General features: G+C 48.1%; 21 protein-coding genes. 6 read left to right on the plus strand and 15 right to left on the minus strand.

Annotated elements, in window-relative coordinates; all coding sequences use genetic code 11:
- Nucleotides 1-209: 209 nt before the first annotated feature.
- On the minus strand, nt 210-3,068 hold the full coding sequence (gene uvrA, locus FS628_RS18205) for an excinuclease ABC subunit UvrA (RefSeq protein WP_145324299.1): 2,859 nt from the start codon (nt 3,066-3,068) through the stop codon (nt 210-212).
- Between the two features lie 815 nt (nt 3,069-3,883).
- Complete coding sequence (gene uvrB / locus FS628_RS18210) at nt 3,884-5,875, minus strand: excinuclease ABC subunit UvrB (RefSeq protein ID WP_091013102.1); 1,992 nt, start codon at nt 5,873-5,875, stop codon at nt 3,884-3,886.
- Nucleotides 5,876-6,044: 169 nt separating this feature from the next.
- On the opposite strand from uvrB, the gene FS628_RS18215 reads away from it, so the two are divergent.
- Nucleotides 6,045-6,842 (plus strand): flagellar motor protein, encoded by a 798-nt coding sequence (locus tag FS628_RS18215; protein ID WP_145324301.1) that lies wholly within the window; start codon nt 6,045-6,047, stop codon nt 6,840-6,842.
- Nucleotides 6,826-7,668 carry a flagellar motor protein MotB gene (locus FS628_RS18220; protein ID WP_145324303.1) on the plus strand — a complete coding sequence of 281 codons (843 nt, stop codon included), beginning with the start codon at nt 6,826-6,828 and terminating at the stop codon, nt 7,666-7,668. The genes FS628_RS18215 and FS628_RS18220 overlap by 17 nt, the downstream gene beginning before the upstream one ends.
- A 106-nt stretch (nt 7,669-7,774) precedes the next feature.
- On the opposite strand, the gene FS628_RS18225 is transcribed toward FS628_RS18220, so the two are convergent.
- From FS628_RS18225 to FS628_RS18235, 3 genes are read right to left on the minus strand one after another with little or no spacing between them, the layout of a single operon-like run.
- Complete coding sequence (locus FS628_RS18225; protein WP_145324305.1) at nt 7,775-8,953, minus strand: ABC transporter permease; 1,179 nt, start codon at nt 8,951-8,953, stop codon at nt 7,775-7,777.
- Complete coding sequence (locus FS628_RS18230; protein WP_145324307.1) at nt 8,946-10,142, minus strand: ABC transporter permease; 1,197 nt, start codon at nt 10,140-10,142, stop codon at nt 8,946-8,948. The genes FS628_RS18225 and FS628_RS18230 overlap by 8 nt, the downstream gene beginning before the upstream one ends.
- 12 nt (nt 10,143-10,154) lie before the next feature.
- Nucleotides 10,155-11,090: an ABC transporter ATP-binding protein gene (locus FS628_RS18235; RefSeq protein ID WP_145324309.1), complete on the minus strand. Its 936-nt coding sequence runs from the start codon at nt 11,088-11,090 to the stop codon at nt 10,155-10,157.
- Between the two features lie 210 nt (nt 11,091-11,300).
- Here FS628_RS18235 and FS628_RS18240 point away from each other — a divergent pair, with 210 nt between their 5' ends.
- Together FS628_RS18240 and FS628_RS18245 are read left to right on the plus strand one after the other, a co-directional pair.
- Nucleotides 11,301-12,512 carry a sensor histidine kinase gene (locus FS628_RS18240; RefSeq protein ID WP_145324311.1) on the plus strand — a complete coding sequence of 404 codons (1,212 nt, stop codon included), beginning with the start codon at nt 11,301-11,303 and terminating at the stop codon, nt 12,510-12,512.
- 21 nt (nt 12,513-12,533) lie between these two features.
- Nucleotides 12,534-13,223, plus strand: coding sequence for a response regulator transcription factor (locus tag FS628_RS18245; protein WP_145324313.1), 690 nt, complete (start codon nt 12,534-12,536; stop codon nt 13,221-13,223).
- A 90-nt stretch (nt 13,224-13,313) separates the two neighbouring features.
- On the opposite strand, the gene FS628_RS18250 is transcribed toward FS628_RS18245, so the two are convergent.
- From FS628_RS18250 to ftsE, 5 genes are all read right to left on the minus strand, one after another.
- A complete protein-coding gene (locus FS628_RS18250; RefSeq protein WP_145324315.1) occupies nt 13,314-14,642 on the minus strand; it encodes a PDZ domain-containing protein in 1,329 nt (442 codons plus the stop codon).
- 64 nt (nt 14,643-14,706) lie between these two features.
- Nucleotides 14,707-16,179, minus strand: coding sequence for a S41 family peptidase (locus FS628_RS18255; protein WP_145324317.1), 1,473 nt, complete (start codon nt 16,177-16,179; stop codon nt 14,707-14,709).
- A 136-nt stretch (nt 16,180-16,315) separates the two neighbouring features.
- The gene (locus FS628_RS18260) at nt 16,316-17,596 is read right to left on the minus strand and encodes a murein hydrolase activator EnvC family protein (RefSeq protein ID WP_145324318.1); all 1,281 of its coding nucleotides are present in this window, start codon (nt 17,594-17,596) and stop codon (nt 16,316-16,318) included.
- A gap of 187 nt (nt 17,597-17,783) precedes the next feature.
- Complete coding sequence (gene ftsX, locus FS628_RS18265) at nt 17,784-18,701, minus strand: permease-like cell division protein FtsX (protein WP_145324320.1); 918 nt, start codon at nt 18,699-18,701, stop codon at nt 17,784-17,786.
- Nucleotides 18,691-19,377, minus strand: a complete 687-nt coding sequence (gene ftsE, locus FS628_RS18270; RefSeq protein WP_024631580.1) for a cell division ATP-binding protein FtsE — start codon at nt 19,375-19,377, stop codon at nt 18,691-18,693. The genes ftsX and ftsE overlap by 11 nt, the downstream gene beginning before the upstream one ends.
- Nucleotides 19,378-19,631: 254 nt before the next feature.
- Here ftsE and FS628_RS18275 point away from each other — a divergent pair, with 254 nt between their 5' ends.
- On the plus strand, nt 19,632-21,065 hold the full coding sequence (locus tag FS628_RS18275) for a VanW family protein (protein ID WP_145324322.1): 1,434 nt from the start codon (nt 19,632-19,634) through the stop codon (nt 21,063-21,065).
- Nucleotides 21,066-21,246: 181 nt separating this feature from the next.
- Here FS628_RS18275 and FS628_RS18280 read toward each other — a convergent pair whose 3' ends face one another.
- The 4 genes from FS628_RS18280 to FS628_RS18290 form a co-directional block, all read right to left on the minus strand.
- A complete protein-coding gene (locus FS628_RS18280) occupies nt 21,247-22,800 on the minus strand; it encodes an MDR family MFS transporter (RefSeq protein ID WP_145324324.1) in 1,554 nt (517 codons plus the stop codon).
- A gap of 72 nt (nt 22,801-22,872) precedes the next feature.
- A complete protein-coding gene (locus tag FS628_RS18285) occupies nt 22,873-23,304 on the minus strand; it encodes a hypothetical protein (protein WP_145324326.1) in 432 nt (143 codons plus the stop codon).
- A gap of 58 nt (nt 23,305-23,362) precedes the next feature.
- On the minus strand, nt 23,363-23,497 hold the full coding sequence (locus FS628_RS32715; RefSeq protein WP_260871107.1) for a hypothetical protein: 135 nt from the start codon (nt 23,495-23,497) through the stop codon (nt 23,363-23,365).
- Between the two features lie 14 nt (nt 23,498-23,511).
- Entirely contained in the window at nt 23,512-24,135 is a 624-nt protein-coding gene (locus tag FS628_RS18290; RefSeq protein ID WP_145324328.1) for a YhbD family protein, read from the minus strand.
- Between the two features lie 199 nt (nt 24,136-24,334).
- Here FS628_RS18290 and FS628_RS18295 point away from each other — a divergent pair, with 199 nt between their 5' ends.
- On the plus strand, nt 24,335-25,114 hold the full coding sequence (locus FS628_RS18295) for an alpha/beta hydrolase (protein ID WP_145324330.1): 780 nt from the start codon (nt 24,335-24,337) through the stop codon (nt 25,112-25,114).
- A gap of 199 nt (nt 25,115-25,313) precedes the next feature.
- On the opposite strand, the gene argH is transcribed toward FS628_RS18295, so the two are convergent.
- Entirely contained in the window at nt 25,314-26,717 is a 1,404-nt protein-coding gene (argH, locus tag FS628_RS18300) for an argininosuccinate lyase (protein WP_145324332.1), read from the minus strand.
- Nucleotides 26,718-26,720 lie beyond the last annotated feature (3 nt).

The raw sequence follows: 26,720 nt of genomic DNA on the forward strand, positions 1-26,720 counted from the left end.
TTCGCTTAAAAGCTTTCTGAAAGAAAGCTGCATCGGAAGCATAATCTGTAACCAGATTTCCCCTTGAGGAGCGCTCTACATATTCCAAAAATAAAACCCTTCTTTTCGCAAGCAGAGCACATCAGATCATAATCCAATGGCTCACACTTCTCGAAAAGAAGGGCTTGTTCACTATCGTTTTTCGTTCAATAATCTCTGACTACAGGGACTTAGTCCACCAATTGCAGCGCCTTACTCCGCTCGGTATCCCGCTCTAGAACTGGCTTCAAGTACTTGCCGGTATAGGAAGCTTCCACTTTAACGATATCCTCAGGTGTTCCAGTTGCAACAATGGTTCCTCCACCACTACCGCCTTCTGGACCCAGATCGACAATATAGTCAGCTGTTTTGATCACATCCAGGTTATGCTCGATTACCAACACCGATTCCCCGGAATCCACCAAACGGTGTAGTACGTTCAGCAAACGGTCGATATCATCCACATGCAAACCGGTTGTCGGTTCATCGAGGATGTAAATGGTTTTCCCCGTACTGCGACGATACAGCTCGGAAGCGAGCTTCACGCGCTGGGCTTCACCACCAGACAATGTGGTTGCAGGTTGTCCCAGATTGATATAACCCAGTCCCACATCCATCAGCGTCTGCATTTTGCGATGGATCTTAGGAATGTTTTCGAAGAATTGGGTTGCATCTTCAACCGTCATCTCCAACACATCGGAAATATTTCTGTTTTTATATTTCACTTCAAGCGTTTCCCGATTATATCGTTTGCCTTTGCAGACTTCACAAGGAACATAAACGTCAGGCAAGAAGTGCATCTCGATCTTGATAATGCCGTCTCCACGGCAGGCTTCACAACGTCCACCTTTGATATTGAAACTGAACCGGCCTTTCTTGTATCCACGTACTTTGGCTTCATTCGTCTGAGCGAACAGATCCCGAATATCATCAAAGACACCGGTGTACGTAGCCGGGTTGGAACGTGGTGTCCGCCCGATTGGCGATTGGTCTATATCGATGACTTTATCGATATGCTCCAGACCACGAATTTCTTTATGCTGACCCGGACGTACCCGTGCACGGTTCAAATCACGTGCCAGTGTTTTGTACAGGATCTCATTGATCAATGTGGATTTACCAGATCCAGACACGCCCGTTACCGCGGTAAATACACCTACAGGAATCTTCACATTCAGATTCTTCAGGTTATTTTCTTTGGCTCCGCGTACTTCCAACCAGCGGTCTCCTACACTTCTACGTTCTGTACGAATAGGAATGAATTTGCGACCACTCAGATATTGACCGGTTAATGAGTTTTCATCATTCATGATCTCTTCCGGTGTACCCTGTGACATGATGGTACCTCCGTGAATACCTGCACCTGGGCCAATATCAATAATATAGTCGGCAGCCATCATCGTATCCTCATCATGTTCAACCACGATCAACGTGTTACCAATATCCCGCATATGCGCAAGCGTTGAGATCAGACGGTCATTATCACGTTGATGCAGACCGATACTCGGCTCATCCAGAATGTAGAGTACACCCATCAGGCTGGAACCAATCTGTGTAGCCAGTCTGATCCGCTGCGCTTCTCCACCGGATAATGTTCCGGCAGCACGACTCAGTGTAAGGTAATCCAGACCGACGTTCACCAGGAAACCGAGACGGCTATTGATCTCTTTCAAGATCAGTTTGGCAATCGTCTGCTCTTTCTCCGACAATTCCAATGTATCGAAGAATCGGCCAGCTTCACCAATGGACAGACTAGTCACATACGCCATGTTGTGATCATTAATCGTAACCGCGAGACTCTCCCGTTTCAGACGCTGACCTTTACACGTACCACAAGGCTTCGCACTCATGTAACCTTCGATGAATTCACGGATACCTTCAGATGCTGTATCCCGGTAACGACGCTCCAGATTATTCACGATACCTTCAAAGGTAACCAGTGCTTCCTTGCGTTGTCCAAAATCATTCTCATAGCGGAAACGGATTTTCTCCGTACCTGTACCCTGCAACAACTTGTTCATCTGCTCAGCTGGCAGATCTTCGACAGGTACATTTTGCGGAATGTTGAAGTGCTCACATACTGACTTCAGGAACTGCGGATAATAGGTGGATGTTCCACCTGTCCAGGCATCAAAAGCACCATCTTCAATCGTCTTGCTGCGATCCGGTACGAGCAGATCAGGGTCGACGATCATCTTGACACCCAAACCATCACAATCCGGGCAAGCGCCGAAGGGACTGTTAAAAGAGAACATCCGCGGTGCAAGCTCTTCAATACTGAATCCGCACACCGGGCAGGCAAAGTTGGAGCTGAAACGTAGCTCTTCTTCACCCATAATGTCCACGAGGAGTTGTCCTCCGGATAAATTAAGTGCTGTTTCAATGGAGTCGGCCAGACGTGCCTGTACATCATCCTTAACCACGATCCGGTCAACGACCACTTCAATCGTATGCTTCTTGTTTTTCTCCAATTGAATATCTTCTGACAGGTCACGCAGCTCCCCGTTCACCCGTACACGGACGAAACCCTGCTTGGACACATCGGCAAACACGCTTTTATGCTCGCCCTTACGACCCGAGATAATGGGTGCCAAAATCTGCAAACGGGTACGCTCCGGGTATTGCATAATACGGTCAACCATTTGTTCTACGGTCTGAGAGCTGATCTCCACGCCGTGGTCTGGACAATGCGGATGACCCACACGTGCAAATAACAGACGCAGATAATCATAGATTTCAGTCACTGTTCCCACTGTAGAACGCGGGTTACGACTTGTTGTTTTCTGATCTATTGAAATGGCAGGAGACAATCCTTCAATGGAATCCACATCCGGTTTCTCCATCTGTCCCAGAAACTGTCTTGCATAGGCTGACAATGATTCTACATATCGCCGCTGTCCTTCGGCATAGATGGTGTCAAAAGCCAACGAGGACTTACCTGAGCCACTCAGGCCGGTCAATACGACAAAGCGGTCACGCGGGATGGTAATGTCGATGTTCTTCAGGTTATGCGCTCGTGCACCTTTAATGACAATGTTATCGCTCGCCAATAGTACTCATCCTCTCAGTGTGTTAATCCAAACCTTTTTAAAGGCTTTTCGATCCCTCCCAAACCCTCCCTTCCAAGGGAGGGCCCCAGAGGGCGCAGCCCTCTGGACACCCGAAACAAGCAGTGCAACGGTGAGGGGTCAGGTCTTGCTATGTGAAGGGTGGTCGTGTGCCCGCGGTTTCCCCTAATGTTCCGGCCTATTGCCGGAACATTAGGGGACCGCTCTACTACGAGGTGACGCTCTCAGCTGCGCCCTGGTCGCGACAGGTCGCCGTTGCCTTCGGCTCGGCTCCAAGTTCAACACCGTCGACGCTCTCGGCTTCGCCCTGGTCGCGGCAGGTCGCCATTGCCTTCGGCTCGGCTCCAAGGTCAACACCAGGGACGCTCTCGGCTTCGCCACGTTCGCGGCGGGTCGCCATTGCCTTCGGCTCGGCTCCAAGTTCAACACCGTCGACGCTCTCGGCTTCGCCCTGGTCGCGACAGGTCGCCATTGCCTTTGGCTCGGCTTCAAGGTCAACACCGGGGACGCTCTCGGCTTCGCCACGTTCGCGGCGGGTCGCTATTGCCTTCGGCTCGGCTCCAGGTTCAATACCATGGCGCTTCTTGGCTCGCAGGGGGACACGACTCCCAAATGCTTTTCTATAAACCTTTTAACCAATTTCAACTTTTCTATCAGTATAGACCTGATTTTAAGTTTTCAACATCTCTTATTATCGGTAGATATCAACGATTTCCTTACTCAACAAGAGAACGGCCAATTGGCCGTTCTCTTGTTACCGATCTCTCTTTACTGGAGCATATGAATGAGCAGGTGTCTTATTCAGCGCGGAGTTCTAGCAACGCATCGCGAAGTTCGGCAGCACGCTCAAACTGCAGGTTTTTCGCTGCATCTTTCATCTCTACCTCTAGGCGCTGAATAAGCGCCTGGCGATCTTTCTTCGACATCTTCTCGGCAGCGCCTGTAAGATAGTCTTTCTTGGATTCAGCAACTTTGGTTGCCTCAATAACATCACGCACTTTTTTGCGAATCGTCTGTGGTGTAATGCCATGTTTCTCGTTGTACTCGATCTGAATCGCACGACGACGTTCGGTTTCCTTTATCGCTTTATCCATCGAATCGGTCACTTTGTCACCGTATAGAATAACGCGACCCTCGCTGTTCCGTGCGGCACGACCAATCGTTTGGATTAGTGAGCGTTCGGAACGCAGGAATCCTTCCTTATCGGCATCCAATATGGCTACCAAGGAAACTTCGGGCAGATCGAGACCTTCCCGGAGCAAGTTGATGCCGATTAGGACATGGAAAACGCCCAACCTTAGATCACGTAAAATCGCCATACGCTCCAACGTCTTGATCTCGGAGTGCAGATAACGAACCTTGATTCCAACTTCCTTCAGATAATCCGTCAGGTCCTCTGACATCTTCTTCGTTAATGTTGTAATCAACACACGCTCGTCTTTGGCAATCCGATCATTAATCTCACCTATCAAATCATCGATCTGTCCCTTCGTTGGACGCAGTTCTATGATTGGATCAAGCAGACCGGTTGGACGGATAATCTGTTGTACCATCGTATCCGTATGCTCTATCTCATATGGACCTGGTGTGGCCGATACATAGATAATCTGATCCATCTTGCCTTCGAACTCTTCAAATTTGAGCGGACGATTATCCAATGCTGACGGCAGACGGAAACCATGCTCAACCAATACCGTCTTCCGCGCCTGGTCTCCATTGTACATCGCACGGATCTGTGGAAGAGTCACATGGGACTCATCGACCACGATCAACATGTCATCCGGGAAGTAATCCATCAGTGTATATGGTGTATCGCCGCGTTCGCGGAAGGTCAGTGGACCGGAATAGTTCTCAATCCCAGAACAGAAGCCAACTTCCTTCATCATCTCGATATCGTATCGTGTGCGCTGCTCCAGTCGCTGAGCCTCCAACAACTTCCCTTGTTCACGCAACACTTCAAGACGTTCTTCCAGTTCACGCTCGATGTTCACCAGCGCAACCTTCATCGTCTCTTCTTGCGTTACGAAGTGAGACGCCGGGAAGATGGCAATATGTTCACGTTCGCCAATCAATTCACCGGTTAACACGTCAATCTCCGTAATCTTCTCGATCTCATCACCGAACAATTCAACCCGAATCGCATGTTCGCCTTTGGAGGCAGGGAAGATCTCTACGACATCCCCACGAACACGGAATGTCCCCCGTACAAAGTTAATGTCATTCCGCTGATACTGAATCTCTACCAGTCGGGACAAAATCTGATTACGCGGTTTCTCCATACCTACCCGGAGTGACAGCAACATACTGGAATACGAATGCGGTGAACCCAAACCATAAATACAGGATACACTCGCTACAATGATGACGTCCCTGCGCTCAAACAACGAACTGGTCGCTGCGTGACGCAGTTTGTCGATCTCTTCATTAATGCTTGAATCCTTCTCGATATACGTATCGGAGGACGGGATATATGCTTCTGGCTGAAAATAATCGTAATAACTGACGAAATACTCAACCATGTTGTTAGGAAAAAAATCTTTGAACTCACTTGCAAGCTGTGCTGCCAGCGTCTTGTTGTGCGCAATAATCAGCGTTGGCCGTTGCAGCTGAGCTATGGTCTGTGCAATGGTGAATGTCTTACCCGTACCCGTTGCACCCAGCAAAGTCTGATACCTTTTCCCCTCCTGAACACCCTTCACCAGTTCTTTAATGGCTGCAGGCTGATCACCTTGGGGAGAAAACTCTGATTCGATTTCGAACGTTTTGTCGCTCATTATAATATCGCTCATTGCCGTATCTCACCCTATCGTCTAAAATAATAGTCACTATATATTGTCGAAGTTCCCCGAATTTTCATATGGGAAAACTTATAGTAATAGGAATATTTGTTCCCGTTCAATTATACCTTGTTCGTTTTAGTGATGCAAACGTGAAATGAAGATAGGAGTGGATTAATTTATGGATATTGCGACACTTATCGGTATTATTGCCGGAATTGCCGCAGTCATCGGCGGTTTCTTGTGGGAAGGCGGTCAACTGTCCGGCCTCATGCAAAAAACGGCTGCTTTAATTGTATTCGGTGGAACGATTGCTGCTGTGGTTGCCAGTTTCCCTGCACATCGCCTGCGTACGATTCCAGCTGCTCTGCGTATGGCTTTTGGACGTAACAATAATGAATCCGGTATATGGGTTGAAGAGTTGGTCGAGATGTCTTCGATCGCACGCCGATCAGGTGTGCTTGCATTGGAACGCAAAGTTATGGATCATCCGCATCCATTTTTGCAAGACGGGATTCAGATGGTTGTCGATGGTACGGATCAGGATGTGGTTCGCCAGATCCTGGAGATGGAGATCGATTCTATTGAACAAAAACATGAGGGCTACGCCAAAATATTCGAATCTGCTGGTGGTTACGCCCCAACCATGGGCATCATCGGAACCGTGATGGGACTCATTCAGGTCCTTGGCAGTTTGACCGATCCAACCGGACTCGGACCTGCCATTGCTGTTGCTTTTACCGCAACCCTGTATGGGGTCGCCAGTGCCAACCTTATCTTTTTGCCCATTGCCTCCAAGATCAAATCCAGAGGTGCCGACGAAGTGCAGACCATGGAAATGCTTCTCGAAGGTGTACTTGCCATTCAAAACGGTGAGAATCCCCAGCTCGTACGCAAAAGACTGGAGTCCTTCACGCTCACGCATCGTCAGCATATACGCCCCTTAGCAAAGGAGGGATTGGATGAGTCGGCGCAGTAAACGGCGCGGAAAACGTGAAACTATCGATCATCGGGATCGCTGGATGATTACTTATGCCGATCTCATTACCCTGCTTTTGATCTTTTTTGTCATCATGTACGCCATGAGCAATCTGGATTCCGGTAAATATGACGTCGTTACTCAATCTTTACAGAATACATTCAACGCATCCGACTCTATACTTGAGCTTGGTGAGGGACTCGGTGAGAAGCCCGGACAGACGATTACAGAGAATCCACCATCCGAGGTGCAGGGTGAAGATCCTTCAAAAGACGAAGGAACCCCCTCCGATTCCGGGACAGCAACACCAGAAGATGACAACAAGCCGCTCACAGAACGGGAAGAACAGTTCAGATCACAAGAGCAGGAATTGCAAAATCTGTTCAATGTGATTACCCAATATATCGAGGATAATAAACTGGAAAACCAGATTTTTGTTGCGGACAAGCCACAGGGCCTCTCCATTACCCTCAGTGACCGCTTCCTGTTTGATCAGGGGCAAGCTGCCCTCAAAGGGGATGCTGCACCCACACTGACCAAGCTGGCGAGTCTGTTTCGGGACCTGAATACCGTTGTCAGCATCGAAGGACATACGGATAATATTCCGGTCGGGGCCAACTCCACGTACAAAGACAACTGGGAACTTTCTGGTGAACGTGCACTGTCGGTATTGCGATTTTTTCTGGATACAGAAAATCTAAACCCTGACGGGTTCCAGTATGCCGGATATGCAGATACTCGCCCAACGGGTGACAACACCTCTTCGGCTGGAAGACAAAAGAACCGTCGGGTGGAAATCACCGTACTCCGCCAACTTCAACCTTAATCATCAATATCTCGCATAATGCATCATTACTTATAATATATGCAAAAAGAGCACGCTCTAACTGAATTCATTTCAGCAGAACGTGCTTTCTTTTATGTCGATTGCCTTATGCATCTACCCCTGGCTGACTGGGACGCAGAATTGCAGAACCAACCGTCAGCAAAATGATAGCCATACCAAACAAAATCAATAGCGGCAGGGTAATATCCGATAACGTACCGCCAGCGGAGATCGTTTCCACCGCCTGAATGGCCCATTTCTGCGGAACTACGTTAGCGAGCTTCTGCATATAGTCCGGCATGAAACTGATCGGCCAAAAACAACCACCTATCATACATGTTGGCATAATGATAAGTGAATTTAACATATTCGCATTTTTGGAGTTCCGGATCAATCCTGCAACCGTACTTGCGATTCCCATGGAGACCAGCATGAATGCCGACAATATCATGAAATGAATTCCAAAAGGAATACCGGCATCATAATGCAGCAACCATCTGCTGACTCCCAAAACCATCACAATCTGAATCATACCAATGACAAAGCTGCCCAGAAAATTGCCAAGCGCAATCTCATATGCTTGTACGGGTGCCGTATATACTCTGGCCATCGTGCGTTTCCTGCGATCTTCCATAATCACAGCTACTGCACTGGTCAGCAGACCCATCATAAACATAATTGTAAATCCAGTCACATTGTTCAGGCCTGGCTTGGGATAGATCTGCAGATCGGTAACTTCACCAGCAACCTGTTGCTTGCCTATCTCCTGTAATAGCTGTTCTAACGGCTTCTGTGTGCTCTCCAGTACGTCCATCTCACTTGAGACTCGACCTGCCGCCACCGTAACAGCTGAAGCAGATTGTTGCAGGCCGCTCGTCAAACCTTCAACTGCTGCTCGCAGTGTATAAGAACCTTCGCTTATACGCAGTTCCACCAGTTGAATTTCGGTTGCCTTACCTTGTAACAGATCCTCCGTATAATTTGCCGGAATGATGATGCCAGAACTTCCTTTTTGCTGAGCGATAGCTTCCTTCACTTCAGCTTCGTTGTTCATTGGCTTGAGCAAATATTCCTCTTCGCCAGCAAGTTCATGAATCATCCATGTCCCTGCCACCCCTGCATCTTCATTGACGTAGGGAATGACCGTGCGTGTACTCTGCTCACTTCCAAAAAGAGCTACCGCACCTGTAACCACCAGGCAAGGCAGAAGCAGAAACGTAATGAAGCCCATTTTACGGCCAAGTGTACGTTTGATCATCAACCAGGCGATGTGCAGACTATTCATATCGATATCCTGCCTTTCTATAGATCAATCCTGAGATGGCCAGTAAAACAGCGCATACCACGCCTAGCATCAGTATGTTATATACTATCTCTCCTACAGGTGCATCCAGCATCATTCTCAGAAAACTTTGGAGCGCCCAGTGATTAACCGTAAATTCGCTAAGACGTTGCACCAAATCAACCGGAATGGGCCTGAACCCACCACTGATGAATGTCATGACAATAATGATGCCTTGTAAGGTTGCACCGGCCGATGCCGTGCTTTTGCATACCAGGGATACAATAATGCCGAGGGTCATAGATGCCAAAGTGATGAGAACACAAGTTAGCACAATATACCCAGGATACGTTCCCCAATCTACACCGTAGAACCAATATGTCATAAGGATGATCGTCGTTGCCTGTAAAAAAGCGAGCAGACTATTGCCGGCAATTTTCCCGGCAAAGATCACTCCGTTACCTATCGGCGCAGCCTGAAGGCGGATCAGCGTTCGGTTATCCCGCTCTCCAAAAAGGCTGGTACTTGTTGTCATACCCGAGTACAACATGAACATCGCCAGCATGGATGCTGCATAGTATTGGGAGGCGCTGTAGGACGTACCTGTTTTTCCGGGATTAATGACAGTAATGGAAGTCGAGTTCGCTCCATTAGAATCCAAGCCAGAGGTCATGGCAGCAGTCACTTCCGGACCCAGCACTTTGGTAATCGCCATCTGTCGATTCCATTCATCCGTAAACCGCGTGAACAAGGTTTCGCCCAAGGTATTGAGCGTGCTGTCCTTTCCACGTATCCATTGCAACCTGGCCTCTTTCCCCATCATCACGTTCTGCTCAAAATCTGAAGGAATCATTACGGCAAAGTCGAGCTTGCCAGTGCGCAGAGAATGGACAGCCTCTTCTTCTGTCGTAAAGTTCTGCACCTTAACCATCTCAGCTACCGCTGGAGCTTTCACAAATGAATCCAGCGCTTGACTAACCGCATCTGATCCTCCGCCTGATTCCGAATTCATATGGATTATCCCTACACGTACAGAATCCGGAATGACATCTTCCGCCGTACCCATTGTACTGGAAAGGGCCGTGCCCAATATAAAAATCAGTAACAACGGCAGGATGAACAGGTTCAATACCACAGATCGAATCTTAAGAATACGTCTTAACTCAAAGATGCAAATATGCCATATATTCATCTCTTGCTCCCCCTAGTCCCGAAGCGTACGCCCGGTCAGATTAAGGAACAATGTTTCCAGATCAGGCTCTTCAACCTTGAGTGACTGAATGGTTATTTCATGTTTGCTGCAAATAAAGAGCAGATCCTGTAGATCCTGCTGTGCCGAAGGCAGCGTAATGATCAGTGTATTATCTGAAACGTCTACCATTCGCACGCGAGGGTGAAGTTTCAATTCTTCCACGACGTCGGGACCGATACCGGAAGTGGAGAGCACTACTTTTTCCTCCGATGCTACCCGTTCTCTCAGTTCTGCTTCAGTGCCACAGGCAATGATTCGCCCCTGATCCATAATCGCAACCCGGTGACTAATCGCAGCCACTTCCTCCATGTAATGACTTGTATATATGATCGTTGAACCCATCTTGTTAAGTGTGCGTACCGATTCAAGGATATGATTCCGAGACTGCGGATCAATGCCAACTGTAGGTTCATCCATAATCATTAGATCCGGGCGATGTGTAATCGCACATGCGATGTTTAACCTGCGTTTCATACCGCCAGAGAAGGTCGAGGGGGCATCCTTTGCTTTATCCTGTAACCCTACAAATTCAAGGGACTCCTGCACTCTTTCCTTAAGCAATTTTCCACGCAGTCCATACAGTCTGGCAAAAAAGGTCACATTCTCCGCAGCAGACATGGTTTCGTATAACGCCAGATCCTGTGGAACCAGTCCGATCTTGCGCTTTACTTCTAGCGGTCGCTCCTTGACCGATATACCATCTAATCTGATTTCACCCTGATCCATATTCAGGAGCCCTGCAATCATGCTGATGGTGGTACTTTTCCCTGCTCCATTGGGACCGAGCAATCCAAAAATTTCGCCTTTGCCAACACTAAGATTCAAATGATCCACGGACAGCCTGCTGCCGTATCGTTTCACAACCTGATCCACTTCAAGTATACCCATCTCTTTAACGCCCCTTTTCCGGTTCGACTTCCGCCGCTGGATTTCATAGTTTTATTGTAACGGATCGCCGTCTAAGACGAAGGTACGAAAAGTAATGAATCGAAGGTGACTTAAGTCATCTCCTGATTCGAATCCTGCTTATGGTATAATCAAGGGCGCATTACCGAGAGATTTTCTACTCCACTTTTATATAAAGGATGTCACTTACATATGCCGATGCGGTCTCTGCAATACGGATTGATTATCGTTCCAGCAGTGCTATACCTGTTGATGCTGCCCTTGGAAAATGAAGCCGTCTACACCCTGTATGTCATCATCGCGCTTGGACTCTCCGTGTGGAAAGATTTTACCCGTTCAAGTACACAGCAGTGGCTGCTGTTTCTGGCCCAAATACTCTGGAACTGCTGGCTGATTGCTTCGTATGGACCATTTATGGTATTCCTCTCTCTATCCATGCTCTACGTGTATATGTACAGACTGGAGGGGAGTCAGCGGTGGTTGATGTTTGGAAATCAGCTTGTGGCAAGCAATGTGGCATTGCATTGGCATTATTCTAACCCACAGGCATTGCAGCCAGGGTTAACCACACTGTATACAAACGCCGATACTCAATTCTCCGCAGAGACAACAGCGATGGTTCTTGGCAACCTGCTTTTGCTCATCATAGCGGCTCTGTCCTGGCAGGGATCAAGAACGGCGAGCAGCCGCGGACAACTGGAACAAGTCTACGACGAGCTTCGCAGCAAACATTACGAGCTACAAGAAGCGCGTGCGCAGCTGCTACTATTCGCAAAGCAACTTGAAGGAGCGGCTCAGGCAGAGGAACGCACCCGTATCTCAAGACAACTTCATGACGATATCGGGCATCGACTGATTCGCACCAAAATGATGTCGGAAGCCGCCCTGCTGACCCTCCCCCGAAATAGGGAACAAGGAACGGAAATGGTGAGACAGATTCGCGATCAATTGGCCGGCAGTATGGATGATATGCGCAGCACCCTTCACAAACTACAACCGGATTCCTATGTTTCTACTACCTACGCACTGGATCGTTTCCTTGAAGAAGTGGGCAGAGACACCGGCGTGAAGACAAATTATGAAGTTCATGGCCCATCTCATGTGCTATATCCCAGCATACAGATTGTTTTGTACAAAAATGCCAAAGAAGCCCTGACCAATGCCCTGCGACATGGAAATGCTTCTTCGATCACTGTGGAGTTGGTATTCGGGGATCAGGAAGTGTGCATGAGTGTAAGTAATGATGGCAAAATCAATCCCCTTTCTTCCAAGCGAAATGGCATAGGACAGGAAGGCATGCTTCTGCGCACACAAATGGTGGGAGGAGCCCTGGAGATTCAATCGGCTTATCCATATACGGTGATTACACGCATTCCAATAACCAACCAAATGCATATACTCTGAAAAAAGGATGTGAATGTTCTCATGCCCGAACAGAATGATGTGAACGTAAAGAATGATTCAGCCCAGCCCCCACTTATTCGGCTGATTCTCGCTGACGATGACTACTTCATTCGCGAGAGCCTTAAAGTGCTGCTCGGACTGGACTCCGGCATTAACGTTACAGGCACAGCCTCAAATGGACAGGAAGCGTTGGCATTGCTTGAGGCAGGTACGCCTGCGGACGTGGTCTTAATGGATATTCGGATGCCGGAATGTGACGGAGTCGAAGGCACACTTCGCATAAAGGCACGTTTTCCTGAAATCCAGGTGCTGATGCTGACTACGTTTGACGACGATGAGTATATTATTCAGGCATTGCAGAATGGCGCAAGTGGTTATCTACTCAAAAATGTGCCCCCTGAGCGCATCATTCAAGGCATCAAGACCGTACATAACGGTGATATGTTAATTCATCCAGATATTGCTCGCAAGCTCACTGGCCTTCTTCGTCCTTCTCCAACTTCCCAGACACATCATCCAATCGAAGCCTATGGACTGACACGTATGGAGCTGGCGGTTGCCGAGGCCATATCGGAAGGACTATCCAATAAGGAAATTGCAGCCAAACTGTTCCTCAGTGAAGGCACGGTCAAAAACTATGTCACGGATATTCTCGGTAAGCTGAGCTTGCGTGATCGGACTCAAATCGCCATTTTTATGTTAAAAAAATAACAAAAAGGTATTTCCCTTGCCTGTGACGGCGCTCGGAAATACCTTTTTCTTTGCTTGATTTATGCAACATACTTCATCACGTATGCTTAGTTACATCTCTATGGACCCTTTATCACTGGCCACAGGGGCTGGCGGTAAAGCCAATGGAGCTTCGTCCCTTTGTGGTTTTTTCAGACGGGCAAACAATTTGAGATTAATGACATGGAACAGCGTCAGTGGACGTAAACGAATCGCCCAGACCTCGTGATTGTCCGGTGCCATAATGACCCCAAGCTGATGATGCTCCCCTTCATAGATCGCTCGTTGCATGAACTTGCTTTCTCCTTGGTGATTTCGCACCTCAAGTTTGCAAAAAGCCGGGTTCATCCGCAGTGCACGATGCAACTCTTCCGGCGAATGAACCAACTTACCATTCACCTTGTACAACGTCTCTCCGGCTTCAATCCCCAAATCTGCAGCAGGACTCTCCGGAATAACAGCCAATACTTTCAACCCGTGCTGCGGATGAACAAATACCGGACTGCGATTTTGCTCTTCGAACGCACTGTACCACACCAGAAATTCATGTCCAACAAATGCAATCAGTGCTGCAACCACCATGAGTGGAGACCACCATGCGGCAAGCAAACTGAACAAGAGCAAGGTTGTCCCATATAGCATCAAGCGTTTTGACGAGATCTGCACCTTCTGGCCTGGAAGCATACTCTGCGTTACCTCACCAAATCCGAGCATGATCGGCAGCGCAACCAGCATGTAACTATGTCCCGCATTCATAAGCGGATTCCATGCCAGCTCTGCGCCACCTCCTGTGACTGGAACAAGAATCAGCAGAGGAATAGCCCAGAATTGTTGTAATTGATATCCACCAACCAGTTTCCCGCGTTTTCCCTCGAAGAGAAGCGGTGATGCCATCGATACCCCCTGCATGCGTACCAACAGGGCTTCACCCATATGTAGAAGGGCCGCCAGGACAAGCAGTGCAGGCATATCCAGGGTACGTAGCGTTTCCGTTATACTACCCAGCCAACCCGATGGTTGCCAGCCTGAAGCCAGATTCAAACCAAATTGCAGCACACCCAGTAACCCGGCCGCATAAGCAAAACACAGATACCGGATGCGGAACAAAGATAGAACTAGCGTTGCAGCCCATATGCATATGAGACTTCCCAGTGTAAGATGTGCACCGAGAAATAGGGACACGATCGAGACAATGGTACCGATGAGTATGCCTCCGAGTACCGCACGAATCGTCTGTGTGATCGAGCTTTGCAAACGGACATGAAACAATTTACGCTCCTGCAGTAACTGACGATGATAGATCAGCGCAATCAGGATCACCGCAATATAATAAAACGGCTGAATAAACAACTGCAACAAAGCTTCCCCTAATGTAGTTAACCACGGCCATACCCATTCCATTGTGGTCGGTCACCCCTCTCCTTCAGCCGGTTCAGAAAAAAAGAAGGCTGAAAATCAGCCTTCTTTATGGCTTCGACACTGCGGACGAAATATCCTTTGAGACATTTTCGATCGCGCGTTTCAGCTGTGCATCATATTGAGGATTGGCAATACGTTCAATCAGAGCCGCTTCCAGTGATTCAGCGGTTTTCTCATCAATCTGGCCTGTAGCCTGAATGCCTTTTTGCTTCTGGAATGCCTTGACCGCTTCTTCTGTCTTCTGGTCGTAGTATCCGTCCACACGATCCGGTTTGAAATCGAGTCCTCTCAGCATCGTCTGCGCACTTTTCACATCCGTGCTATTGCTGTCATATTTAAGTGGTAACTTCTCTTTGTTAATCGGTGCCACCGAGAAGTAATCCGGTTGGTCTACCGCAATATCCGGTTTGATTCCTTTTTCATGAATCCAGTCCCCGTTCGGTGTGAGCCACTTGGCAATGGTAATTTTCAGCAAGCTGCCGTCACCCATTTGCTTGTCATAACTCGTCTGCACGGTTCCTTTACCAAAGGAATTTTCACCGATCAACTTAGCGCCTGCTGACTGTTGTAATGCACCAGCCAAAATCTCCGACGCACTCGCGCTACCTTTGTTCATCAGGACTGTGATTGGATAAGCTTTGGCTGATCCATTCGATTTACTTTGTTCCTTTTTGCCGTTCTTGTCTTCAACTTGCACAATAACCTTGCCTTTAGGAACGAACTGTTCAGCAATATCAATGACAACTTGCAATACACCGCCTGGGTCATTACGTACATCGATGACCAGACCTTTCATGTTCTGCTTCTCAAGCTTCGCCAATTCTTCCTTGAAGCGATCACCTGTATTGAGAGAGAATTGGGTAATGGCAATAACGCCAATTCCACCGTCCTCCATGTGCGCATATACGGTCTCCAGATCAATGTCATCCCGTATAATAACAAATTCAATCAGTTCTGAAGATCCAGCACGTTTAACTTGTACCTTCGCTTCACTGCCCTTTGGACCTCTGATTTTGTTAACCGCCTTGTTCAGTTCCAAACCTTGCAGGGATTCTCCGTTCACAGACATAATCATGTCTTTCGCACGAATACCCGCTTTCTCGGCAGGAGACCCTTTGATCGGGGAAACCACAACGACGTTTCCATCCTGTGACGATACCTCTGCACCAATACCGGTAAATGAACCTTCGATCGACTCTTCAAACTGGGTAGCCGTTTCCTGCCCCATATAGTTGGAATACGGATCACCAAGGGATTCCATCATGCCGTTGATCGCACCGTCAATCAATTTGGTCTGATCCACGTCTTTATAATAGTTGCTTGAGATCAAATCCATCGCGGTTTCAATCTTCTTCAAATCGTTCTTCTGCTGCGTATTGCCGGTTACACTGGCCAGCAAACCTTCGCCCGCTGTGGTCTGGCTCGCTATTCCCGGATAAGTCATCAATACCAGGGTTAGCAAACTACCGCCAAGGAGACCCACAATGACAAGCAGTAGCGCCGATCTTTTCTTCATCATCCGTTTGTCACCGCCTTTCGTTTTGAAGCGTGTCAGATTCCATTGTTGCCGGAATCCATTCCCTAAACATGCCAGCTTAGTATATGTCTAGCTTGTACGGAATATGTTTTTTCCATTCGGTCCGGGGACAAGGAATTTACAGATAATTCATTGGATTCACTGCTGTACCATTGTCTCGCACTTCAAAGTGCAAGTGAGGTCCTGTAGAGTTCCCTGTGTTTCCTGACTCAGCAATGGTATCACCCTTGCTCACGGTGTCCCCTTTGCTGACTTTAAATCCACCTTCGCGCAAGTGACCATATAACGTCCATAACCCGCCGCCATGGTCCACAATAACCGTATAGCCATAGCCGCTATACCATTCAGCCATAATTACGATTCCGCCAGAAGCAGCATAAACTGAGCTTCCCGTTGGAACAGCGAAATCAACACCAGCATGCATTTTACCCACTACACCCGTAATTGGATGGGTACGGGGACCGAATGGAGAAGAAATGCGTCCGCCAGATACCGGTCTTGAGAAAATACCATTACCTGATGAATACGTGACCTCACTGCTGCTATCCGAGCTGACTCTGGTTGGCGTCTTCGCTGCAGCTTTCGCCCGAGCAGCGGCTGCGGCTTTTGCTTTGGCTGCGGCGGCTGCCTGTTGTTCACGCAATTTATTTTTCTCTTGAAGAAGTGCCGAACGTTTGCTGGCAATCTGCATCAATACATCTTCCTGCTCTTGTGTCAGCTCTTCTGACTCTTCAATTTTAGCATCATATGAAGCGAGAAGCACTTGCTTTTCCGCTTCTTTTTCATTCAATTGGGACTTGCGCTGTTTCTTCTGTGCATACAGACTCTTGGCTTCTGCATACTGCACATCCAGTTCTGCCTTTTTGTCCACAACCAGTTGCTTGTCCGCTTTATGTTCATCCAGCAGATGCTGATCCTGATCCACGATCGTTTTGAGTGAATCCGCACGGGTCAGAAAGTCAGTGAAGCTGGTGGAGGACAACAATACATCCAGATACGATACAGCACCGTCCGTATACATCAGGCGCACACGTGACTCCAAAAGTTTCTCCCTTGCAACAATACGTTCTTCTGCCGCTTGAAGGTCTTTCTTGGTTGTACGGAGATCTTCCTCCGTGTTCTCGATCTGCAAGGATACGCTGGCCAGTTCATCACTAACGACATTGATCTGTTCCATGACAACCTTCAGATAAGCATTGGTTTTGTTCTTGTAATGCTGAGCTTCCTTTTTGTTGGAAGCGGCTTTTTTCTGCTCCTGCTTGGCAGTAGCTGCCTTGTTCTCCAGTTGCTGAATCTGCTGGTCAATATCGCTGATGCTACTCTTGGCATATCCGTCAGAAGGTTGAAGCGTCATACCGGCCAATAACGTTAAGGCCAGCAGCGAAGCGGTTTTTTTCAAAATGATGATCCCCCATCCTATGATTTCACAAGAAAGCAACCTGCACAGGTGGTGAACAGCATGTTCTTTGCTTTCTTCAATCTTAAAAGACTCCGTCTTTCCTACATATCGTCAAACAGCGTCCATGAATGAACCTGCTTTACCATTCTTTTCGACATATTCTGCAATTCGATCGATGAAAACAAGATTAAACGTTGAGTGATTTCCGAATGGACAGTGTACTTCCCAAAATACCTACCAGCACACCGAGTCCGATCAACAGTGTTCCAAACAGCAACCAGATTTCGCCGAGCGGAATCAAGTTAAGCATCTGCATGAATACATCCTGACCAATCGTGGCCATTAACTGGCTATATCCAACGAACAGCACCCCAACCGTAATGACCGAGCCAATAAATCCAATAAGTGCACCTTCAATAAAGAAAGGCCAACGAATAAAGGTGTTGGTTGCGCCAACGAGCTTCATAATGCCGATCTCCCGGCGACGGGCCAGAATCGTTACGCGAATCGTATTCGAGATCAGGAACATGGACATCAGACCCAGTCCCCCGACAAAAATAAATCCGATATTACGAACCAGTTTCGTAAATTTGAACAATACTTCCACCGTTTCCTTGCCGTAGTTCACTTTCATGATCGGCTTCTCCGGGTGTTTTTCGTTCAAGGCTTCGATTTTTTGCGCCACAAAAGTCACGGTTTCCGGTTCAATGACCTCAACTTCAATGGTCTCCGGCAGTGGATTGTTATCCACATCGAAACCGCTAAGCACGTTATCTGCACTCTCTCCAAGACGTTCACGGAACTCCTTGAGTCCTTCTTCCTTGGAAACAAAACGGATCTCACTTACTTCTGGCATCGCGCTGATTTCTTGCTCCAGGGTAGTGCGCAGTTTCTCATCCACATTCAATTCAAGAAACGTGCTGATCTCCACCTGGCTATCAACCTGATTCGCCATGGAATTTACATTGAGCACCAGCAACATGAACACGCCAAGAATCAACAGCGACACAATAATGGACATGATGGAGGCTACAGACATCCAGCCGTTGCGGAATACGTTTTTGAATCCCTCCCGCAGATGGCGCAAGAGAGTGCTAAAATTCATAACCGTATTCCCCTCTCATCTGATCCCGTACAATCTGTCCACGTTCAATGGCGATTACCCGTTTACGCATCGTGTTTACGATATCTTTGTTGTGGGTCGCCATAACAATGGTTGTCCCCCGGAAATTAATCTCATCCAGCAGTTGCATAATCCCCCATGACGTCTCCGGATCGAGGTTTCCTGTAGGCTCATCCGCGATTATAACCGATGGGTTATTGACGATAGCCCGTGCAATGGCAATACGTTGCTGTTCTCCACCCGAGAGCTGTGAAGGTTCGCGATTTGCCTTACTCCGCAGTCCCACCAAGTCGAGCACTTCCATCACCCGTTTTTTGATATGACGCTTCGGCGCTTCAATAACTTCCATCGCAAATGCCACATTCTCAAATGCTGTCATCCGTGGCAGCAGACGAAAATCCTGGAACACAACGCCGATGTTACGACGCACATAAGGAATCTTTCTTGGCTTCAATTTACCAATATTAAATCCGTTAATGGATATTTGTCCTTTGGTCGGAACTTCTTCTCTGTACATCAATTTCATAAATGTCGATTTGCCTGCGCCGGACGGACCGACGATATAGACAAATTCATTGCGGTCGATCTTCACCGACACCCCTTGTAATGCGTGGGTCCCATTGGCGTAGGTCTTCCACACGTCCTGCATTTCTATCACATCATCACTTCCTGCTCACATAGTTAGCCATTATCATTTCGACACAATCCCGGCATTTCCTTTAAAAAGACCTGAATTTCATCAGGAAAAAATCCACGTCGTCCCTGTTTTGATGGTGAAGCATGGATTCATATGAAGTTTATTGTAACAAATTTGTTACCTATTGAGTACCCGAAAGTTTTCCTGCATTGGATCATATATATAGAAAGTGTTACAAAGTCGGGAACAACTGAAGTATAAAGGAGCGTACGGTTATGAAAAAAATACATCTGACGGTCATTGTTCTATTCTCCATCCTCTTGATCGGCTCCGCGTCCTATGGATTGTTGTATATGTACGTGAATCAGCCTGCCCTGCCCAAAGACGTCCATGTTGGGGGCTGGGCGGTAGAAGGGAAGAACCGTAAGGAAGTTTTGCATGCAATCGATGAACGGATCCAAAAGCTGGAGGACTGGCCTGTCACCCTTGAAGTGACTGAACCTGACCCCAAGACCATGACGCATACCGCAGCCCAGGTGGGAGTAAGCTACAACGTTAACAGCTTTGAGTCCGCAATACAGCAGCTTGAGGAAGGTAACCTGTGGGAACGCGCTTATGCACGTTATCATTTTCCGAAAGAGTTCTCTCTGGATATGACCCACCACTTAGAACCACTCCAAGAACATCTCAGCCCTGCCTGGGAAAAAGAAACCTTCGGTACACCTGCGAACGCCGTTCGCCGCATTACCGCAAGTGACCAAGTCCAGTATATCCCGGAAAAGGGTGTCCGCCGGATTGATTGGGATACGCTCACAAGTCTCATTCAGACGAAGCTGCACCGGGATTTCAGTGCACTGAACCCGGATGAGAAACCAGCTCCGCTGATAATCCAGGTACCACTGTATACGCTGAAACCTGAGGTAACCCTTGACTCTCTTCGCCAAGAAGGCATTGAACGGAAGATCATCCAGTTCTCCACGGGTCTTGGCAATAGCAGTGAAGGCCGGATACATAATGTTAGCGCAGCCGCGGAAGCGATTAACGGCATGATTTTGCCTCCGGATGCCGTGTTCGATTATGAGAAGGTCGTCCGTAAAGCTGAAAAGGATTATGGGTTTCGTGAGGCACCGGTCATTGTGAACGGAAGACTGACCCCCGGGATTGGGGGTGGAATCTGCCAGGTATCCAGTACAGTGTATAACGCAGCACTGTTGACGGGTCTCGATATTATTGAGCGTCGCAATCACTCCCTGCCCGTCAAATACTTGCCGAAAGGATTGGATGCCACCTTTGCCTCGGGAGCCATCAATTTTCGCTTCAAAAACAATACAGGCAAGTCCTTGCTGATCCATGCCGAAGTCATAAACGGGAGTTTGGTCGTGAAATTTTTTGGGACATTCCCGGAAAGCGTCAGCTATGCCCTTGAATCTCGTACCATTGAAACATTAAGTGTTCCTGTAAAGTATGTGTCCAGTACGGTATTGCCTGATGGTGCCCAGCAGGTGCTGCAAGACGGACAGCCTGGATATATTGTCGAGACGGTAAGAACCAAGAGTGTAGACGGCAAAGTGGTCGAATCCAAAACGATCACACGGGATACGTACAAAGCTCAGAATCGTCTGATTGCCCGCTCTGGTCATAGCAGCCTGCCTGATCCACAAGGGCCTTCTGTGGTCGAGGACGGGGTTAGCGATACGAAACAGCCTTAGGCTCAATCCGTAATTCAGGCATTCAAGGATCAGCTGATCCTACGAAAACAAAAAGACACACTTCACGTCCCTTTTGAGGATACGCCAGAAGTGTGTCTTTCCATGTTTTAAGATAGGTATTCGAGTTGTAATAAACTACGATTAGCCGCTATACGTAACTTACAGTTTTCTGCATAAAGGCTTAGTGACCGCCTGTGTATTCACCTTTTTCTTCGCCTACGACCATCTTCTCTTTTCCCATGAAGAAGGAAGCGACCAACGCGAGTGCAGCTGGAATCACAGCCCAGGCGAATAACTGCACAATGGAAGAAGACAGTGCATGTGTGATGGTGTCAAGCACCTGAGGCGGAATTGCCTGTCTGAGTTCTGGTGAGAGCAACGCATGTGGATCGGTCAGATTCACTCCCTGAGGCATACCGCCCGCTGAAGCACCGCCTGCTTCCGCAGCTGAACCAGCAAGGGCATCGTTCATTTTGCGCGTAAACACCTGGCTCTGTACGATACCAAAGATCGTAATGCCCATCGTCATACCGAGGGACCGCAAAAAGTTAAGTGTGGAGCTTGCTGCTCCACGTCTTTGAGGTTCAAACGCGTTCATGGCTGCATTGCTAAGTACGGAGAACGAAGCACCGACACCAAGACCAACCATCACCATGTAGATACGTATCGTCCAAAGGGACGAATTCTCATCCAGCGTAGTCAGCAATCCAAGTCCAATGACAAGCAAAGCCAACGTAGGGATCATGATATTGCGATACTTGATTTTGGTCATCAACACTCCGCCCAAGGACGCCGTCACAACAGACCCCAGCATCATGGGCAGAAGTACGAGACCGGAGTTGGTCGCTTTACCACCAAGTACTCCCTGTATGAAGATCGGAATGTACACGGATGCTGTAATGAACGCCGCACCACTGAACATACCAATGACGTTACTGGACCAGTAGACACGGTTGCGGAACATGCCGAAGGAGATGATCGGTTCCTTGGCTCTCGTTTCTGCAAACAGGAACAGCAGCGCTAGTGCTACGAATCCGGCAAACAAGCCAAGAATCTGCCAGGAACCCCAGGCAAACGTTTTGCCGCCCAGTTCCAGACCGAAGATCAGACACACAACAGCACCGATCAGCGTTACCGCACCCAGCCAGTCGATCTGTTGAGATTGATGCTGATGGGATTCTTTATAGAAGAATGCAATAAACACAAATGCAATCAAGCCGAGTGGCAGGTTGATATAAAATACCCATTCCCATGTCGCATACTGGGTAATGTAAGCACCGAGCAGGGGTCCAAATACGCTGGAGAGGCCGAAAACCGCTCCAAACAATCCACCCAATTTGCCGCGTGATTCTGGTGCAACAACATCAAACATAATCGTAAATGCAATCGGCACCAGGGCACCTGCACCAATACCTTGAATCGCTCTGTATATCGTCAATTCCACAATAGACGTTGCCGTTCCGCATAGCGCCGAGCCAAGCATAAACACAATAATACCAAATACAAAAAACTTCTTCCGGCCATACATATCCGATAGCTTACCGAAGATCGGCATTCCCGCCATCTCAGCCACCATGTACGCGGAGGTAACCCAGACGAACTTGTCGAGCCCACCCAGTTTCCCGACAATATCCCCCATAGCTGTTGCCACGATGGTATTATCCATCGAGGCCATTAGTATGCTGAGCAGTAACCCTGCCAGCACCAATCCAATACTGTTTTTACGTGCAACCATTGTACTCAATCTCTCCATTCACGCTCTATTCATATGACTGCATTAGTATATCCGAAAGGAAGTCTGCGTTAATCAGTCCAAAGACCGATTGCTTTGCGCTAAAACTTCCGATTGCGGATGAACTTGCAGAGATGAACGGTATTCCACTGTACCAATCCGGCAGCCTGGACCGATTTTTATTTGATCTCCACGGACAATCTCGGCCTCCGTATTCTCTAATTCAATATCATCACCTTCGATAATCTGTGCCTTAAGAATCGATTTACTCCCCGTAAACAAGTCATTCATCCGGCCACTCTTCACAGAGATGATGGAACCGCCCATTTCCTTGACTTCGGATGGCGCCATGATTTTGAGTGTCATATGTTCAGCGCTGAGCATTCCCGCTATCGTCAATTGCCCGTTCAGCTTGATACTTTCCGCCTGACAATCGCTTGACAGATAAAGCTCACCGACCACTTTCATATGCTCAGCGAGCTGGTCAAAGGGCCATTCAACGTGCACATCCCGTTAATCGTTGCACTCTCGGAGCTCAAAGCACCGTGCATCTTCAATGTTCCATTCACTTCCTAGAAGTGCAGTCCAGGTTACCATTCACCTTAGCCATGCCATCAATAGATACAAGATGAAACTCCCCGCCTGCTGTTTGACTTATGCCCGCTACGTTCAGATCATTTCGCTTATTTCGCTCTACCATAGAAGACCCTCTCCTTATCCCAATTTGAGTTTTAATTCTTCCATAAATGTTCCCATGGGCTGCCTAAGAACCACCTTTACACCATTGTCAAAATAAAACTCCGTTCCTGCTGTCACCAGCATGAATGATGGGACACCCATCTTACGGGTAAGCACTAGTTCGCTGGGTTTGCCTGTGAAACGATAATAATGTTCAGACATGACATCGATCAGCAACGCACCCTCTTGCCGCGTAATGTCTCCACTCATTAACAGCTTATCAAGGACGTAGAGCATCATGATCTGCTCCAAAGCATACAGCGGTTGTTCCCGACCTGCTTCTTGCAACAGATCCAGTGAGATTTGTGAAACAATGTTTCGCTCTAATAGTTGTGAAGCAGACATCTCCACTTCGCCCAATGTAGGTGAGAACACGTCTGCCAGCTCATCCAGCGACAATCCGTCTTTCATATTAAGAATCTTGTCAATACGGAGTAAAATCTGTTGTTTTGGAAAAAAGGTCTCTTGTCCGGTGTAGGACGACTTCCGAATGAACCATTCTTCCGGAATGAGATTTTTCCGCTTCCAGCGGTATAACTGGCCGTACGAGATCCCTGTGAGGTCCAGTAGTTCTTTTTTGGAGATCAAATCATCCGTCATATATGGTCCCCCTTTATATTGAAGTCAGTGTAACATAACATTGTTACGTTGTAGACTGATCTTGTTATTGCAATGGAAGAACAATGCGTATAACCTGTTACATATAAACACTTTGGAGTTCCAGACATCCGAACTCCATCCCATCGTCTCATGTCAGAACACGTGGTTAACGAACTTATGAAAGGGGTTTCTTATACTCATGGCACTAATCAAATGTGATTTTTACTCCGATACGCTTGGATTAAGTACCAGCATGCATGTCATTCTACCGCAACAAACCCACAATCAGATCGGCATGGAGAATGTGACCGGCAAAGGACTGCACCCAACCCTGTACCTGTTGCACGGTCTGTCTGATGATGATTCCATCTGGCTGCGCCGGACTTCCATCGAACGTTATGTGGCCAACCTCGGGATCGCTGTTGTTATGCCACAGGTACATCGCAGCTTCTATACGGATATGGTAGAAGGCGGACGTTACTGGAGCTTTATCAGTGAAGAACTGCCCGCACTTGCTCGTTCTTTCTTCCCGCTGTCAGATCAACGGGAGGACAATTTCGTTGCCGGATTATCCATGGGTGGCTATGGGGCGTTCAAGCTGGCCCTTCGTAAACCAGATCAATATGCTGCAGCTGCCAGTTTGTCTGGAGCACTCGATATGTCTGCACATATGGATAGAAACGCATCCTCAGCATTGCAACAGACTGAGTTACAACGGATTTTCGGACCAAAGGTGGCAGGCACTGAGAATGATCTCATTCATCTGTTAAAAGAAAGCCAAGGCCAGCGGCCTCTGCTCTACCAATGTTGCGGAACGGAAGATTTCCTGTATGAGGATAATCAAACCTTCCGCCAAGCCTGTGAACAGACGGAATTCGAACTGACGTACGAGGAAGAACCAGGTGGGCATGATTGGGGTTATTGGGATACGAAGATTCAGGATGTACTAAGATGGTTGCCTTTACCCAAGCGGGACTAGTGGAGCATTGGGAGCTCCTGCGGATCATGAAGACAGGTAATCCGATGACGGAACAACCTTCTGCTTGCCGTTGAATTGAATGTATCTAGACCGCTGTAATACACAAAGAAGCAGGCCGTTGAGAACGAAGTTCTCTGGCCTGCTTCTTTGTTGTACTGTCGTAGTCGTATCTGTAAGGATGCCTATAATAGCCGTGGTATTAACCGCGGTTCGTAATCCATTGCTCAGTAATCTCCAGTACCTTCTCACTGCGTCCGATGGCTTCAGCGACTTGACCCGAAGCTGTTCCGCCGTATACATTACGAGCGTTCACTACCGCTTCCGGTTGAAGCACGTCATAGATCCGGTCATCGAATAATGGTGAGAACTGACGGAATTCATCAATCGTCAGATCCAGCAAATACTTGCTGTTCTGGATGCAGTACAGCACTGTTTTACCAATCACTTCATGCGCCTGACGGAAAGGCAAGCCCTCGCCTACGAGGAAGTCGGCAATATCCGTAGCGTTGGAGAAATCCTGGTTGACCGCTTGACGCATCCGATCCTTGTTCACTGTCATTGTCGCGACCATTGGAGCGAACAGTTGCAGCGCACCCTCTAGCGTTGCTACCGTGTCGAACATGCCTTCTTTGTCTTCCTGCATATCCTTGTTATAAGCCAGTGGAAGAGATTTCAGTACCGTCAGCAAGCCGATCAGGTTGCCGTACACACGTCCTGTTTTACCACGAACGAGTTCAGGAACATCTGGGTTTTTCTTCTGCGGCATGATGCTGCTGCCTGTGCAGAATGCGTCGTCCAATTCCACAAAACCAAACTCCGTGCTGCTCCACAGTACCAACTCTTCGCTCAAACGGGACAAGTGAGTCATGATGAGGGAAGCGGCTGCCAGGAACTCCACGATGAAGTCACGGTCGCTTACTGCGTCCAGACTGTTCTCGTACACACCATCGAAGCCCAGTTGTTCCGCCACAAAATGACGGTCAATCGGGAATGTTGTGCCTGCGAGCGCACCTGCGCCCAGTGGCAGGATATTAATGCGTTTATAGCTGTCCATCAGACGCTCCGCATCCCGTTGGAACATGGATACATACGCCATCAGGTGATGGGCGAACAAAATCGGCTGTGCCCGTTGAAGATGCGTATAACCCGGTACGATTGTATCGAGGTTATCTTTCGCTTGTCCAATCAGTGCTTCCTGCAAGGAATGCAGCATGCCCACAAATCCAACCACACGCTCGCGCAGGTACAAGTGCATGTCCGTTGCAACTTGGTCGTTCCGGCTACGGCCTGTATGTAATTTGCCGCCTACAGGGCCAATCGTCTCGATCAGGTTTTTCTCAATATTCATGTGGATGTCTTCGTCCGATACGGAGAATTCCACTTCACCTGCACGGATTTTGTGCAAAACGGTGATCAGACCTTCTTTGATGGTCTCTACATCTTCCGCCGGAAGAATGCCGCATTTGCCCAGCATCGTTACATGGGCCAGACTGCCCTGAATGTCTTCCTCAGCCAAAGCTTTGTCAAAATTAATCGATGCCGTATATTCCTCAACCAAATGATTGGTTTGTTTCGTAAAACGTCCTCCCCACAGCTTGCTCACGGT

This window comes from Paenibacillus xylanexedens, assembly GCF_007676705.1.
GTDB lineage: Bacteria > Bacillota > Bacilli > Paenibacillales > Paenibacillaceae > Paenibacillus > Paenibacillus xylanexedens_C.

Excerpts from the sequence above, each read along its gene's own strand:
- FS628_RS18275 (WP_145324322.1), top strand. The coding sequence starts at position 19,632 with ATGAAAAAAATACATCTGACGGTCATTGTTCTATTCTCCATCCTCTTG.
- FS628_RS18220 (WP_145324303.1), top strand. The coding sequence starts at position 6,826 with ATGAGTCGGCGCAGTAAACGGCGCGGAAAACGTGAAACTATCGATCAT.
- FS628_RS18225 (WP_145324305.1), bottom strand. The coding sequence starts at position 8,953 with ATGAATAGTCTGCACATCGCCTGGTTGATGATCAAACGTACACTTGGC.
- FS628_RS32715 (WP_260871107.1), bottom strand. The coding sequence starts at position 23,497 with ATGGTAGAGCGAAATAAGCGAAATGATCTGAACGTAGCGGGCATAAGT.
- FS628_RS18215 (WP_145324301.1), top strand. The coding sequence starts at position 6,045 with ATGGATATTGCGACACTTATCGGTATTATTGCCGGAATTGCCGCAGTC.
- FS628_RS18235 (WP_145324309.1), bottom strand. The coding sequence starts at position 11,090 with ATGGGTATACTTGAAGTGGATCAGGTTGTGAAACGATACGGCAGCAGG.
- FS628_RS18230 (WP_145324307.1), bottom strand. The coding sequence starts at position 10,142 with ATGAATATATGGCATATTTGCATCTTTGAGTTAAGACGTATTCTTAAG.
- FS628_RS18250 (WP_145324315.1), bottom strand. The coding sequence starts at position 14,642 with ATGGAATGGGTATGGCCGTGGTTAACTACATTAGGGGAAGCTTTGTTG.
- FS628_RS18290 (WP_145324328.1), bottom strand. The coding sequence starts at position 24,135 with ATGACGGATGATTTGATCTCCAAAAAAGAACTACTGGACCTCACAGGG.
- FS628_RS18295 (WP_145324330.1), top strand. The coding sequence starts at position 24,335 with ATGGCACTAATCAAATGTGATTTTTACTCCGATACGCTTGGATTAAGT.
- FS628_RS18240 (WP_145324311.1), top strand. The coding sequence starts at position 11,301 with ATGCCGATGCGGTCTCTGCAATACGGATTGATTATCGTTCCAGCAGTG.
- FS628_RS18280 (WP_145324324.1), bottom strand. The coding sequence starts at position 22,800 with ATGGTTGCACGTAAAAACAGTATTGGATTGGTGCTGGCAGGGTTACTG.
- FS628_RS18255 (WP_145324317.1), bottom strand. The coding sequence starts at position 16,179 with ATGATGAAGAAAAGATCGGCGCTACTGCTTGTCATTGTGGGTCTCCTT.
- ftsX (WP_145324320.1), bottom strand. The coding sequence starts at position 18,701 with ATGAATTTTAGCACTCTCTTGCGCCATCTGCGGGAGGGATTCAAAAAC.
- uvrB (WP_091013102.1), bottom strand. The coding sequence starts at position 5,875 with ATGAGCGATATTATAATGAGCGACAAAACGTTCGAAATCGAATCAGAG.
- FS628_RS18245 (WP_145324313.1), top strand. The coding sequence starts at position 12,534 with ATGCCCGAACAGAATGATGTGAACGTAAAGAATGATTCAGCCCAGCCC.